Source organism: Nocardioides sp. BE266 (genome assembly GCF_031457855.1).
In the GTDB taxonomy this organism is placed as follows: Bacteria; Actinomycetota; Actinomycetes; order Propionibacteriales; family Nocardioidaceae; genus Nocardioides.
Map to the genome: position 1 here is coordinate 151,825 of NZ_JAURTI010000005.1, position 13,550 is coordinate 165,374.

A 13,550-nucleotide genomic window follows, 5' to 3' on the forward strand; every position below is an offset into this window, starting at 1 on the left:
CGCAGGAGGTTCCTCCACTGTGCGGGTGCGACCGCGGTTGACCGCTCGCGCAACGTCGTTACGGTCGGGCACATCCGGTTGAGAGGAGAGTCATGTCCGAGGTCGTCACCTGGCGCACGCATTCGTCAGGAGTCGTTGTCGTCACGATGGAACGCCCACCCGCGAATGCGCTGGGAATCCCGTTGCTCGAGGGGCTGGACGAGGCCATTGACGCCGCCGCGGCGGCGGGGGACGTGAAGGTCATGGTGATCTCATCAGCGATCACGGGCTTCTTCGCAGCGGGCGCGGACATCAAACACCTCTCGACCATCGACGCGGATTCGTTCCTGGCCTACGGCGGGGCGATGCGCGCAGTGAACGACCGCCTGGCCGCTTCGCCCTGGCTCTCGGTTGCCGCCGTCGACGGGCTCGCCCTCGGGGGTGGGCTCGAGCTGGCGATGGCCTGCACGCTGAGAGTGGCGGGGCCATCGGCCAAGCTCGGACTGCCCGAGGTGAAGATCGGCCTCATTCCGGGTGCCGGCGGAACACAGCGGCTCCCGAGGCTCGTGGGTCGCAGCCGCGCCCTCGACATCATGCTCACGGCCCGGCAGGTCGGAGCGGCTGAGGCACTCGAGATCGGTCTCGTCGACCGCCTCGTCGAGGGTGACGCGCTCGATGGCGCGCTCGCACTCGCCGACGAGCTGGTCGGTCCGTCCCTGCCAGCCCAGCTCGCCGTCGTACGCAGCGTGGACGCCGCAGCGGAGATGTCGCTCGTCGACGGCATGGCGTTCGAGGCGCAGCAGGAGCAGGGGCTCTTCGAGGACGGCGAAGCCGCAGAGGGCATCGCCGCCTTCGTCGCCAAGCGGCAGCCCCGCTTCGCCTAGGGCCTCGGATGCCCGCGCTGGCGCCAGGCACCAGTCGGGCGACTGTCGCCGCATGCCTCGCTGCAGTGTGGGTGCTCTGGGGTTCGGTCTACCTGGCCATCCGGCTGGTGGTCGAGGAGGTCGACCCGTTCCAGGCGATGGCACAGAGGTTCCTGCTCGCGGGAACGATCCTCAGCATCGTCGTGCTGGTGCGACGAGGTTGGCGTGGTCTGAAGGTCACGCGGCTACAGCTCGTGGGACTGGTCGTGACCGGAGTCCTCCTGCTCGGGCTCGGCAACGGGTTCCAGGCTCTTGCGCAGGTCGAGGGCCTGCCCTCAGGTGTGGCCGCACTGATCGTGGCAAGTGTTCCGGCCTGGGCGGTCATTCTTCGTGCCTGCACCGGCGACCGGCCAAGCAGCGCGACCGTCGTCGGCGTGGCAGTGGGATTCTCGGGACTGGTCCTGCTGGTGGCGCTCGGGCGCGGCATGGGTGGCGCGCTACCTGTGGTCGGCGTCGTCCTGTGTCTGGGGTCGAGCATCGCCTGGACGATCGGTGCCTGGTTGCAGGGCAGGTTGAGCCTGCCGGACGACATCTTCGCGATCGCCGCCTATCAACAGCTCATCGCAGCCCTGTGTAGCGCGTCGCTCGCGGTCGCGTCGGGTGAGCACCTGAGCACCGACTACACCGCGCGAGGCTGGTTCGGGCTTGCGTACCTCGTGGTGGCCTGCTCGATCGTGGGCTTCCTCGCCTTCGCCTGGTTGCTCACGCACGTCCCCCTCTCGCTTACCGCAACGCACGCCTACGTCAACCCCGTGGTCGCTGTTCTCCTCGGGTGGCTCGTGCTCGGCGAACCGATCACCGTGGCCGTGTCCGTCGGCGGCGCTGTCGTGGTCGCTGCCGTCGTGGTGATCGTGACCGCCGAGAACCGTGCCACCAGCTCACCCACCGCCGTCGACGACGCGGTGGCCGAGCACCCCGTCTAGCGACTGGGGATGTCGACAGGCACTGATGGCCCGGCCTCTGGCTCGGACGGCCCATCACTGATCGGCTGTGATCAGCATCACTCGTTGGGGGGAGGCGAACCCCTCACATGAGGGTCGTTTTTGATCCAACTATCAGACCACAATCTGTGCCACGCATCACATCCCGGACCCGCCGGGGACCTGTCCTGAGTAGGGGATTGCATTGAAGACCAGACTCGCGGCCGCTGCGGTCGCACTTGCCATGGGGACCACGCTCGCTGCCTGCGGATCGGCGAGTACCAGCGACGGCTCGGCGGACGGGGGGAGCGCGGACGACGCGCCCATCAAGGTCGCACTGATCCCGCCGACCAGCGGTGCCCTGGCCCAGTTCGGCACCGACGCCGCCAACGCGTGGAAGCTCGCCGCCAAGATGGTGAACGCGGACGGCGGAGTCGACGGCCACATGGTCGAGATCATCGAGAAGGGCACCGATGCCGACCCGGCCACCACCATCCGCGTCGCCAAGGAAGCGGTCAGCCAGGACGGCGCGAAGTTCTTCGGCGCGATCATGACCTCGCCCGAGCACGCGGCACTCAACGCCCAGCTCGCCGGCATGGGTGCACTCGACTTCAACGGGCTCGGCAAGGACGACGCCCTCATCGGGGAGCAGTGCGTCCCCAACGCGTTCCACGTCGTCCAGTCGACGGCCATGGACATCAACGCCCTGGCCGACTCCATCTCGGAGATGGAGGGCGACAAGTGGGCGATCATGGCGGTCGACTACGCCACCGGCCACACGGCCGCGGACAAGTTCACCGCGGCGGCCGAGGCCGAGGGCAAGGAGGTCGTCTCCACCCAGTTCGCCCCGCTCAACACCACCGACTTCGGGTCCTACATCACGAAGATCAAGGACAGCGGAGCCGACGCGGTGTTCGCGGTGGAGTACGGGGCTGACGGGGTCGCCTTCGTCAAGCAGGCCACTCAGTTCAACCTTCCGGCGCAGGTGAAGACCGTGCTCGGCTTCAACATGGTGTCCGAGCCGCTCTTCCCGGTCCTGGGAGACGGCATCGCCGGCTTCTACAACAACGTGGGCTACGACCCCAGCGGCGACAACGAGCTCAACACGGCCTTCAAGGAGGCGTGGACCGAGGAGTACGGCACCACGCCCTACTACGTCGCAGCTGACAACTTCCTCGCGGCGGAGACACTGTTCGCCGGCATCCGGGAGGCCGGGAGCATCGAGCCGGATGCTGTTGCCGAGGCCCTCAACGACCTGACGTTCGACAGCATCGAGGGAGAGGTCACCATGCGAGGCGCTGACCACCAGCTCCTGCGCAACTCCTACCTCGGTCAGGTCGAGGGCAAGGGCGACGACCTCGCGTTCAACATCATCACCGGGTCCGGGGCCGACGTCACCACGCCTGAGGCCAACCCCGACTGCTCCATGTGATCGAGGACGGGCCGCCGCTCGGGACCATCCCGCGGCGGCCCGTCCGTTTCACCGCACCAGACCACTGACGTCCGGAGGAGGACCGCCGTGAACGCTGCACAAGTGCTCAACGGCATCGCGCTGGGATCACTACTGATGGTGCTCAGCTCGGGGCTGGCCATGATCTACGGACTGCGGGGCGTGACCAACTTCGCCCACGGTGCGCTGTACATGTCCGGCGCCTACCTGGCCTACTCGCTGTCCGACCGGTTCAACTTCTGGGTTGCCATCTTGTTGGTGCCGTTGGCGCTGGCTGTCATCGGTGTGGTCCTGGAGCTGGTGTTCTTCCGGCCGCTGCAGAACCGGTCCCACATCGAGCTCGGCCTCATCACGTTCGGACTGGCGATGATCACGGAGCGACTGGTGATCGTGATCTGGGGTGAGCGGACCCTGAGCGTCGATCCGCCAGCGGCCCTGGCCGGCACGACGTCGCTGCTCGGCGTTGACTACCCGACCTACAGGCTCGGCATCATCGTCGTCGCTCTCGTGATGGCCGCCAGCCTCGTCCTCTGGCTCAGGAACACGCGCACAGGACTGCACATCCGGGCAGCCAGCCAGGACATCGAGACCGCCGGAATCATGGGCATCGACGTCGACCGGGTCAGCCTGATCGTCGTGAGCCTCGGCGCTGCCCTCGCCGGTCTCGCCGGAACCCTGGCCGCCCCGTACGTGTCCCTCGACCCCAACATGGGCAACGCCTTCCTCATCATCGTCCTGATCGTCGTCGTGGTCGGCGGCATCGGCAGCATCGGCGGCGCCATGCTGGCCGGGATGGGGCTCGGCACGATCCAGACCATCACGACTGTCTGGTCGCCGCCCGTAGCGGTCGTCGTGCCCTATCTCGCCCTGGTCATCGTGTTGCTGTGGCGGCCCCAGGGTCTCGCCGGAAAGAGGGTGTCGTGAGCGTGAGCACCATTCCCGATGCGGCGCCGGCCGCAATCGCCCCGGCCCAGGCGCGCCGGAAGCCCAGGTGGACGCTGGTCGGGCTGGGCTTCGGTATCGCCGTGCTGCTGCTGGGCCTGGCTGTTCCCTTCGTCGTGAAGGACACCTTCACGATGAGCCTCTTCCTCGAAGCCGGTCTCATGGCGTTGCTCGGTGTCGGCATCGCATTCCTTGCACGGCACCTCGGACTCATCAGCCTGGGCCACACCGCGTTCTTCGGTGGAGCCGCCTACAGCGTCGGCATCGGGGTGAATCGGTGGGAGCTGAGCCTCACCGCGGCGGTCGGCTTCGCGGTCGTCGTGGGCACGCTGCTGGCACTGCTGATGGGGGTGCTCGTCGTCCGGGCATCGGGCATGGGGTTCCTCATGCTGACGCTCGCGCTGTCCCAGGCCCTGTCCCAGCTCGCACTCCAGACGTCGTTCCGACCGATCACCGGAGCACACGACGGTCTGCTCATCAACATGCCCTTCGACTCGACTTTCCTCGGGCTCACTCCGGCCGACATCCAGAACCCCGGGCTCTTCTGGCCCATCGTGTGGGTGAGCCTCATGGTCTGCACCCTCGGGTTGTGGCTGGTTGGCCGGTCCCGATTCGGCATCGTGCTCGAAGGAATCCGCGAGAACGAGGAGCGCATGCGCTTCTCCGGCTACAACACGTTCCGCCCCCGGCTGGCTGCGTTCGTGCTCAGCGGTGCCGTCGCGTCCCTGGGTGGTGCACTCTTCGCGATCAACGCTGCCTACATCTCGCCGGACATCCTCGGCTTCACCCGAGCAGGAGACTCCCTCATCGCCGTCCTCATCGGCGGCACCGCGAGCGTGGCAGGGCCGCTGGTCGGCACCGGGCTGTTCGTGTGGGCCCAGGCCCACCTGAACTTCGGCGGCAACCTCCACATGTTCACCGGGATGGCGCTCATCGCCGTGCTGATCTTCATGCCCGGTGGTCTCACCGGCGCCGTCCAGCGGATCTACCGAAAGGTGCGGCGATGACCATCTTCGAAGGCAAGGGCCTCACGGTGAGGTACGGCGCGATCGCCGCGCTCACCGACGTCGACATCGCACTCGAGCCGGGAGTCGTGCACGGAGTGATCGGCCCCAACGGCGCCGGCAAGTCGACGTTCATCGACGCGCTCTCCGGGCGCCGGCGCCCCTCGTCCGGGACGGTGTCGCTGGACGGTGACGACATCACCCGTCGCAGCGCACGATGGAGGCGAGGCAACGGCGTCGCCCGGTCCTTCCAGCGCACGAGCGTCTTCGGGTCAATGACCGTGCGCACCCAGCTGGAGATGGTTGCGCGTAAGAACGACGAGCCCGACCTGGACGAGATCGTCGCCACCCTTGGCCTCGACGAAGTCGCCGACCAGGTGTGCTCGGAGATCGCCTACGGCACGCAGCGCTCCGTCGATCTCGCCATTGCGCTGATCGGCCGGCCGAGGGTCGTGCTCCTCGACGAGCCGTGCGCAGGGCTCGTGGCCGACGAGTCGGTCAAGATGCTCGAGCACGTGCGAGCACTCTGCACCGAGCGTGACGTCGCCGCGATGCTGGTCGAGCACGACGTGGAAGGCGTGTTCCGGACGTGCGACGTGATCACGGTGCTGGACCTCGGCAAGGTCATCGCCAGCGGTACACCTGCCGAGGTGCGCACCAATCCCGACGTCGTCCGCGCCTACCTGGGGAGCGCCGCATGAGCACCATCCTCGAGTTCCGCAACGTCTCCGCGTCCTACGCGGGCGCCACGATCCTCCAGGACGTCTCGTTCGCGATCGACGAGGGCGAGACCGTGGGACTCGTCGGGCGCAACGGTGCGGGCAAGTCCACGACCCTGCTCTCCGTCTACGGTGTCCCTCAGGTCACCGGCGAGATCTACGTGGCCGGCACCCTTCTCAAGGGGCGCTCGCACGTGCCGACGTCGCGCGGCGTCTCGCTGGTTCCGCAGGGCAAGCGGATATTCGGCAACCTCACGGTCGAGGAGAACATCGAGCTCGGCCGTGCCTCGGGCCGGAAGGGCAGCTGGAGCCTGGCAGCCGTCTACGACCTGTTCCCCAACCTCGCCAGGGCCAAGGGCAGGCCGGGCACATCGCTGAGTGGTGGTGAGCAGCAGATGCTGGCCATCGCACGCTCGCTGATGAGCGAGCCGGCTCTGCTGATGCTCGACGAGCCCACCGAAGGTCTGGCACCCGTGATCATCGACGCGATCGTCGAGGCGCTCAAGGAGATCCAGTCCCGCGGGGCCGCGCTCCTCCTCGTGGAGCAGCACATCGGCATGATCCAGAAGGTCGCCGACCGCTACATCGCCCTCAGATCGGGCCAGGTGGTGGGGGAGGGGCCGGTCTCGCAGCTCGCGGACCGGGCAGTCCAGGAGCTCATCGCCCTCTGAGACCCGTGCCGGTCGACCCGGTGTGGAGGTCACCAGTGCGACTGCTTCGACGTATTGGCCTGACCATTGGCAGGTCGCTTAGGCTCGCATCGGAGGTGTGATGTGACGCAACCTGCACGCTCATTCACCGGCCCGCTCGCCGGCATGAAGGTCGTCGAGATCGCCGGACTGGGTCCGGGGCCGTTCTGCGCCATGGTGCTGGCCGACCTGGGTGCGGACGTGATCCGCGTCGACCGCGCTGCTGGGTCGGCGCTGGTCGGTCCGAGCGCTGACTTCCGCACCGAGGTGCTGCACCGTGGACGCCAGTCCGTGGCAGTGGACCTCAAGCACCCCGACGGTCGCGACCTCGTGCTCGACCTCGTCGAGGGCGCCGACGCGCTCATCGAGGGTTTTCGCCCCGGGGTGGCCGAGCGCCTCGGCATCGGCCCGGACGTCTGTCTGGCGCGCAACCCACGCCTGATCTACGGCCGGATGACCGGGTTCGGCCAGGACGGCCCGATGTCCCAGGTCGTCGGGCACGACATCAACTACGTCGCCCACAGCGGTGTGCTCTCCCTTCTCGGTCGTGAGGGTCAGGCCCCGACAGCGCCGTTGAGCCTCGTGGGCGACTTCGGGGGAGGCGGAATGCTGCTGGCGCTCGGGATCCTCGCCGCGGCATGGGAAGCGCGCACCTCCGGACGCGGTCAGGTCATCGACGCGGCGATGTGCGACGGCTCCGCACTCCTCGGGGCGGCGTTCTACGGATACTGGTCGACGGGCGCGTGGTCGCACGAACGCGGCACCAACATCGTGGACACTGGAGCGCCGTTCTACGACGCCTACGAGACCGCTGACGGCAAGTTCGTCGCCATCGCCGGCATGGAGCAGAGGTTCTACGACGAGCTCGTCGACGTCCTCGGCATCGACACCGCCGACCTCCCGGACCGCAACGACCCTGCTACCTGGCCGATGACGAAGAAGGTCTTCGCGGACGCCATCAGGACCCGCACCCGCGAAGAGTGGCTCGGCCTGGCCGCCGGGCGCGAGAGCACGCTGACCCCGGTGCTCGACCCCGACGAAGCGATCGCGGACGAGCACAACGTCGCGAGGAGGTCGTTCGTCGACGTGGGTGGCGTCGTCCAGCCTGCCCCCGCGCCGCGATTCAGCAGGACTCCCGCGTCGGTCGACCGTCCGCCGCCCGTCCCCGGCGAGCACACCCGCGAGGTGCTGGCTGCGTGGGGCGTGGAGCCCACCCGGATCACCGAGTTGGAGCGCGACGGCGCGATCCGGCAGACAGAAGGAGAACACGTGTGAAGGCGCTCGACAGGTCCTACGAGACGCTGATCCTGGAGGAGTCGGCGCCCGGCGTCGTGGTGGTCACGCTGAACCGACCGGACCGCTACAACGCGATGACCAACACCATGTTCGACGAGCTCGAGCGCATGGCGATCGACCTCAACGACGAGGACGGCTGCCGGGCCATCGTGCTCACGGGTGCCGGTCGCGCATTCTGCGCCGGGTACGACCTTGCCGACGCCGACCTCCTCGCAGGCCTCGGCGCCATGGGCATGCTGAGTCAGCAGGAGCGGGCAGCCCGCGCCCTTCTGGCCGTCCGAACCGTGCGACACCCGACCATCGCCGCGGTCAACGGTGCTGCGACGGGTGGCGGCCTGGCGCTGGCCTTGGCCTGCGACATCCGCCTGGCCGCTCCCGAGGCGAAGTTCAACACCGCCTTCGTGAAGATCGGCTTGTCGTCGGGCGACCTCGGCACGTCGTGGCTCCTGTCGCGGCTGTGCGGGCCTGCAGTTGCGAGCGACCTCGGGTTCACCGGCCGCATGGTCGACGCCGACGAGGCGGCCCACATCCGGCTCGTCAACCGAGTCGTCGACCCAAGTGAGCTACTCGCGCAGGCGCTCGATCTGGCCGCGCAGATCTCGTCCAACAGTCCAGGAGGTGTGCAGCTGTCCAAGCGCGCCCTTCAGGCCAACATGGAGGTCGGCTCGTTCGCTGCAGCCATCGAACTGGAGAACAGGGGACAGGCTCTCCTGACCCGCAGCAGCGACATGCCCGAGGCCTTGGCGGCCTTCAAGGAGAAGCGTGCACCCGTGTTCAAGGGAGAGTGAGAGCCGATGACCATGGTCGACACACCAGCCACGCACGCTTCCGGGATCGACTTTCCAGACTTGGAGACCCTGACCTTCGAGGTCCTCGAGGCTGAGGGCAACGGCGGTGCGATCGGGGTGCTGCGGATCAACCGCCCGGATCGGATGAACTCGCAGACCATCAGGATGTTCAGCGAGTACGGCGAGGCCGCGTTCGCGCTCCGTGACGCACCGCTCCGTGCTCTCATCCTCACCGCGGCGGGCACGCGCGCGTTCTGCGCCGGCTTCGACCTCGACGAGATCCACCGGATCACCGAGATGGGCGTGCGCGAGTTCCTGAAGTTCCAGGAGACGGCCACCGGTGGCATCCAGGGGATCCGCCACCTGCCGTTCCCGGTCATCGCGGCCATCCACGGCCCTGCGACCGGTGGTGGGATGGCCCTCGCTCTCGCGGCCGACATCCGGCTCATCGACCCGGCGGCCAAGTTCAGCGCCGCGTTCGTCAAGGTCGGCCTCTCGGTCGGGGAGCTCGGCACCAGCTACCACCTGACGCGACTGCTCGGGCCGGCAGTCGCCGCCGAGATCGGCTACACAGCCCGGATCGTCGGCGCCGAAGAGGCCGTGGCCATCGGTCTGGCGAACCGGATGGTGCCGACCGATGACCTCTTCGAGGAGGCCGTGTCCATGGCACGTCTGATCGCGACCAACTCGCCCGGAGGCGTGCGCATGTCGAAGCGCGCGATCCAGCGCAACCAGGAGATCACCTCGTACGCCGCCGCACTCGAGCTCGAGAACCGTGGTCAGGCGCTGATGTCGCGCACGACCGACATGCCGGAGGCGCTGGCGGCGTTCAAGGAGAAGCGCGAGCCGAGGTTCACGGGCGAGTGAGCGACTGGGACTGGTCGAGCGCCGACCTCGAACGGCTCGGATCGTTCCTCGAGGCCAGGGGGATCACCCGAGGCCCTGTGACGACCAGACGGATCGGGGACGGGCACTCCAACCTGACGTACCTCGTCGAGGACGACGCGGGCACGCGCGTCGTCGTACGTCGTCCACCACCGCCGCCGACACCGCCCGGTGCACACGACATGCTGCGCGAGGCGCGCCTGATCGACGGGCTCGCAGACACGGCTGTCCCGGTCGCGCGACTCCTCGCGACGGCGGAGGCGGACGAGGTGATCGACGTGCATCTCTACGTGATGTCGTTCGCGTCGGGCCCGGTCGTGACCACCGAGATGCCCGCTCCGCTGGACACCCCTGCAACGCGGAGGTCGGTGGGGGAGTCACTGGTCGACACGCTCGCAGACCTGCACGCCGTCGACTGGCGAGGTCTCGGCCTCGGTGACATGGGTCGTCCCGAGGGCTTCAACGAGCGTCACCTCAAGCGCATGGGACGTCTCGTCGCAGACGACGCCGGCGCACCACCACCCCACTTCGCCGTGATCGACTCCTGGCTGGCCGAGCGCGTTCCTGCCGAGTCCGGCGCGTCGATCGTCCACAACGACTTCCGGCTCGGCAACGTGGTCCTCTCCGCCGACCACCCCGGGACCATCGAGGCAGTGCTCGACTGGGAGCTCGCGACTCTGGGAGACCCGCTGTTCGATCTCGGCTACTTCCTGTCGTCGGTTCCGGAGCCGGGAACCCCGTTCACGCCGACCGAGGAGCTGGGGACGGCCATGCTCGAAGAGGGGTGGCCCACGCGCGCCGAGCTGGCCGAGCGGTATGCCGCCCGGACCGGCGCGGACCTCACCGACCTGTCCTGGTACACCGCGTTGGCGCTGTGGAAGCTCGCGGTGCTCTACGAGTACGGCCGGAGACGGGCCGTGCGCGGCGTCGGCGACCCTTACTACGCCGACCAAGCGCTCGTGCAGTCCTTCCTCGATGCCGCCCACCACGTCGCGGGGCTGCCTGCGGCACCACCCTCGCCCCCGGAGGACCGATGACCCAGACCGACTTCCACGACGCACTCGTCACCCCCCACGCAGCGGGTCTGCCTGAGGCGTTCTTCGACCGCTTCGTCGTCAACTTCCACCCCGTGGACGCCACGGCTCCGTCGATCCTCATCGGCTGCGGGCTTCACCCCGTGCGCGGCACGGTCGACGGGTTCGCGATCCTCGTGACGCCCGAGGAGCAGCGCAACGCGCGCTTCTACACCGAGCTCGCCGCCACGGACTGGTCCTCGTGCGGCCCACTGTCGTGGGAGGTCGTCGAGCCCAACCGCACGTGGCGGATCGGGCTGGCCGATAACCCGACGGGCATGACGTTCGACCTGACGTGGCGTGCTCGTACCCCCTACTGGGCGGGCACTGTCGATGTGGCGAATCCCGCCGGAGGCACCACGTCCTTCGACCACCTGTTCCAGTCCGGCCTTGCCGAGGGCACGGTGACCATCGACGGGACGGCGACCGAGGTCGGCGGCTGGTACTCACAGCGGGACCGCTCCCGCGGGGTCCGGACGATGGCCGGGGGACAAGGCCTGCACATCTGGTACCAGGCACAGTTCCCGGACCGCTCGGTCGGCTTCCTCCTCGTCGAGCGGCGCGACGGCAGCCGCATCATGCTCGAGGGCGCCGTCATGCACACCGAGGAGTCCGGAGGTCACCTCGACGACATCACGGACGTCCGGCACGACCTGGTCTTCGACGACCAGCTCGACCTGGGGTCGGGCGTGGTCGAGGTCACCACTGCGTCTGGTGCGGTCTACCGCATCCAGACCGACGCCACCGCTGGAGGTGGCTACATGGCCGGTGGCGGTTATGGGGGGCACCACGGCAAGGACAAGGGTGTCGACCACGTCGAGGGCGAGGTCTACCCACTGGACGGGTCGGTGTCCCAGCGCACGCTCGACTCGTCGCTGACGGACCGGCTGGCCCGTTTTGAGTGGGACGGGGTCCCGGGTTCGGGGATCTTCGAGTTCGCCCTGTCGCGCTCGTCGTCGTACTCCTACGTGCCGACGCTCTAGGGTCGGGGCATGGACCTCGGCCTCAACGGCGCCCGTGCGCTCGTCACTGGCGGAACTCGCGGGATCGGCCTCGCGGTCGGCCGGGCGCTGGCGGCGGAAGGGGCGCGGGTGGCCCTGCTCGGCCGTGACAGCGCAGCCCTCGACCTGGCCAGCGCCGGTATCACGGGGGCGGTCGCCGTCCGAGCCGACACGACGGACGACGGCGCCGTACGAGCCGCCGTGGCGGAGGCTGCCGACCTGCTCGGCGGTCTCGACGTGGTCGTCAACGCAGCGGCGCCGCGCGCCCGGCCCAGCCAGGTCGCCGGCCTCGAGGGAGTCGACGACGAGGACTTCCTGCGGCAGGTCGACACCAAGGCGCTTGGCTACGTGCGCGTGGTGCGCGCGGCTGCGCCGTACCTGCTCGACGGTGGCGGTCGCGTGGTCAACGTCAGCGGCATGAACGCTCGCGCGACCGGGTCGATCACGGGATCGGTGCGCAACATCGCGGTCGTCGCGATCACGAAGAACCTCGCCGATGAGCTCGGACCCCAAGGCGTGAGTGTCACGTGCGTCCATCCCGGTCTCACCGTCACCGAGCGCGTCGCTGACGACCCGGCATACCTCGAGCAGGCCTCCCAGAACGGGCTCGCGCGTATGGTGACAGCGGACGATGTCGCCGCATTTGTCTGCTTCCTGGCCTCACCCCTCGCCGCCGTCGCCAACGGCTCGGTCATCAGCCTCGACGGCGGGCGACCGGGTCCCATCTGGGCCTGAGGTCAGAACAGGGACTTCGCGATGATCTCGCGCTGGATCTCGTTCGTGCCGCCGAAGATCGGCGGGGCCAGCGCTCGGCGGACCTGGAACTCCATGCCGTACTCCCTGGCGTAACCGGCTCCGCCCATCAGCTGCATCCCCTCGAGGGCGGCGTTCTTGGCCACCTCCGTCGCCCGCATCTTGGCCATCGCGGACTCGGCTGCGAGGCCGTCCTCGTGACCGTCGTCGATCGCCTGGGCGACGTCGTAGACGAACGAACGCGTCGTGGCGATGTCGGTGGCAAGGTCGGCCACGCGGTGGCGCAGGGCCTGGAAGTCACTGATCGGCTGCCCGAACGCGTCGCGCTGCTTCATGTAGGCCACCGCGTCGTCGAGGGAGCGCTGAGCGGCCCCGACCGAGAAGGCGGCGATGATCATGCGCTCGACGCTCAATCCCCGCATCAGCTGCTTCCAGCCCTGTCCTGCGGTGCCGACGACGTTGGCCACCGGCACACGCGCGCCGGTGAAGAACACGTCGTTGCAGGTGCGAGCCTCCATGGTCCGCACCTCGCGCATCTCGATCCCCGGGGTGTCGGTCGGCACCATGAGCAGCGTGAGGCCGCTGTGCTTCGGTCCGGAGGAGTCCTCGCGCGCCAGCACCAGCATGTGCTCGGCGATGTGCGCGACCGAGATCCAGGTCTTCTGCCCGTCGAGCACGTAGGCGTCACCGTCGCGGACGGCCTTGGTGCGGACCGCGCCCAGGTCGGAGCCGGTGCCCGGCTCCGACAGGGCGATGGCCTCGGTCCGCCCAGCTGCGAGGTTGGAGCAGATGAGCTTCTTCTGCTCCTCGTTGCCCCACTTCAAGTAGGTCTGGGCGGCCGTGAGGCCCGTCGTGTACGCCAGCAGGCCGGGCAGCAGACCCCGGTGGGCCTCCTCGATGAAGACGCACTCGTCGACGAACCCCGCCCCGCCTCCGCCGTACTCCTCCGGGAGCGAGACACCCAGCCAGCCGAGTTCGGAGAGCTTGGCGAGGATCTCCGGGCTGTGCGCCCGGGTGTCGTCGAGCGTCAGCTCGTCGAGCTGGGCCTTCGTACCGCACTCGCGGGCCGCGAAGTCGGCGATGGCTGCAGCGAACTCGCGACGGTCTGCGTCGAGCCTCATGGCCGCC

At 68.6% G+C, this 13,550-nt stretch carries 14 protein-coding genes; 13 read left to right on the forward strand and 1 reads right to left on the reverse strand.

Annotation, left to right across the window (positions count from 1 at the left end):
- Positions 1 to 92: 92 nt before the first annotated feature.
- The 13 genes from J2X46_RS16155 (at position 93) to J2X46_RS16215 (ending at position 12,404) form a co-directional block, all read left to right on the forward strand.
- Positions 93 to 863: an enoyl-CoA hydratase-related protein gene (locus tag J2X46_RS16155; RefSeq protein ID WP_310252325.1), complete on the forward strand. Its 771-nt coding sequence runs from the start codon at positions 93 to 95 to the stop codon at positions 861 to 863.
- Positions 864 to 928: 65 nt separating this feature from the next.
- The gene (locus J2X46_RS16160) at positions 929 to 1,825 is read left to right on the forward strand and encodes an EamA family transporter (protein WP_310252327.1); all 897 of its coding nucleotides are present in this window, start codon (positions 929 to 931) and stop codon (positions 1,823 to 1,825) included.
- 202 nt (positions 1,826 to 2,027) lie between these two features.
- On the forward strand, positions 2,028 to 3,254 hold the full coding sequence (locus J2X46_RS16165; RefSeq protein ID WP_310252329.1) for an ABC transporter substrate-binding protein: 1,227 nt from the start codon (positions 2,028 to 2,030) through the stop codon (positions 3,252 to 3,254).
- A 102-nt stretch (positions 3,255 to 3,356) separates the two neighbouring features.
- A complete protein-coding gene (locus tag J2X46_RS16170; RefSeq protein ID WP_310252331.1) occupies positions 3,357 to 4,196 on the forward strand; it encodes a branched-chain amino acid ABC transporter permease in 840 nt (279 codons plus the stop codon).
- 2 nt (positions 4,197 to 4,198) lie between these two features.
- The gene (locus tag J2X46_RS16175) at positions 4,199 to 5,221 is read left to right on the forward strand and encodes a branched-chain amino acid ABC transporter permease (protein WP_310252333.1); all 1,023 of its coding nucleotides are present in this window, start codon (positions 4,199 to 4,201) and stop codon (positions 5,219 to 5,221) included.
- Positions 5,218 to 5,919: an ATP-binding cassette domain-containing protein gene (locus J2X46_RS16180; protein WP_310252335.1), complete on the forward strand. Its 702-nt coding sequence runs from the start codon at positions 5,218 to 5,220 to the stop codon at positions 5,917 to 5,919. The genes J2X46_RS16175 and J2X46_RS16180 overlap by 4 nt, the downstream gene beginning before the upstream one ends.
- A complete protein-coding gene (locus J2X46_RS16185) occupies positions 5,916 to 6,608 on the forward strand; it encodes an ABC transporter ATP-binding protein (RefSeq protein ID WP_310252337.1) in 693 nt (230 codons plus the stop codon). Before J2X46_RS16180 ends, J2X46_RS16185 begins: the two co-directional genes overlap by 4 nt.
- 102 nt (positions 6,609 to 6,710) lie before the next feature.
- On the forward strand, positions 6,711 to 7,901 hold the full coding sequence (locus tag J2X46_RS16190) for a CaiB/BaiF CoA-transferase family protein (RefSeq protein ID WP_310252339.1): 1,191 nt from the start codon (positions 6,711 to 6,713) through the stop codon (positions 7,899 to 7,901).
- Positions 7,898 to 8,710 (forward strand): enoyl-CoA hydratase-related protein, encoded by an 813-nt coding sequence (locus J2X46_RS16195; RefSeq protein WP_310252340.1) that lies wholly within the window; start codon positions 7,898 to 7,900, stop codon positions 8,708 to 8,710. The genes J2X46_RS16190 and J2X46_RS16195 overlap by 4 nt, the downstream gene beginning before the upstream one ends.
- A 60-nt stretch (positions 8,711 to 8,770) precedes the next feature.
- Positions 8,771 to 9,577 carry an enoyl-CoA hydratase-related protein gene (locus J2X46_RS16200; protein WP_310252342.1) on the forward strand — a complete coding sequence of 269 codons (807 nt, stop codon included), beginning with the start codon at positions 8,771 to 8,773 and terminating at the stop codon, positions 9,575 to 9,577.
- Positions 9,574 to 10,632, forward strand: coding sequence for a phosphotransferase family protein (locus J2X46_RS16205; RefSeq protein WP_310252344.1), 1,059 nt, complete (start codon positions 9,574 to 9,576; stop codon positions 10,630 to 10,632). Before J2X46_RS16200 ends, J2X46_RS16205 begins: the two co-directional genes overlap by 4 nt.
- Positions 10,629 to 11,651: a hypothetical protein gene (locus tag J2X46_RS16210; RefSeq protein WP_310252345.1), complete on the forward strand. Its 1,023-nt coding sequence runs from the start codon at positions 10,629 to 10,631 to the stop codon at positions 11,649 to 11,651. The genes J2X46_RS16205 and J2X46_RS16210 overlap by 4 nt, the downstream gene beginning before the upstream one ends.
- A 9-nt stretch (positions 11,652 to 11,660) precedes the next feature.
- On the forward strand, positions 11,661 to 12,404 hold the full coding sequence (locus tag J2X46_RS16215) for an SDR family oxidoreductase (protein WP_310252346.1): 744 nt from the start codon (positions 11,661 to 11,663) through the stop codon (positions 12,402 to 12,404).
- A 2-nt stretch (positions 12,405 to 12,406) separates the two neighbouring features.
- Here J2X46_RS16215 and J2X46_RS16220 read toward each other — a convergent pair whose 3' ends face one another.
- On the reverse strand, positions 12,407 to 13,543 hold the full coding sequence (locus tag J2X46_RS16220; RefSeq protein ID WP_310252347.1) for an acyl-CoA dehydrogenase family protein: 1,137 nt from the start codon (positions 13,541 to 13,543) through the stop codon (positions 12,407 to 12,409).
- Between the last annotated feature and the right edge of the window lie 7 nt (positions 13,544 to 13,550).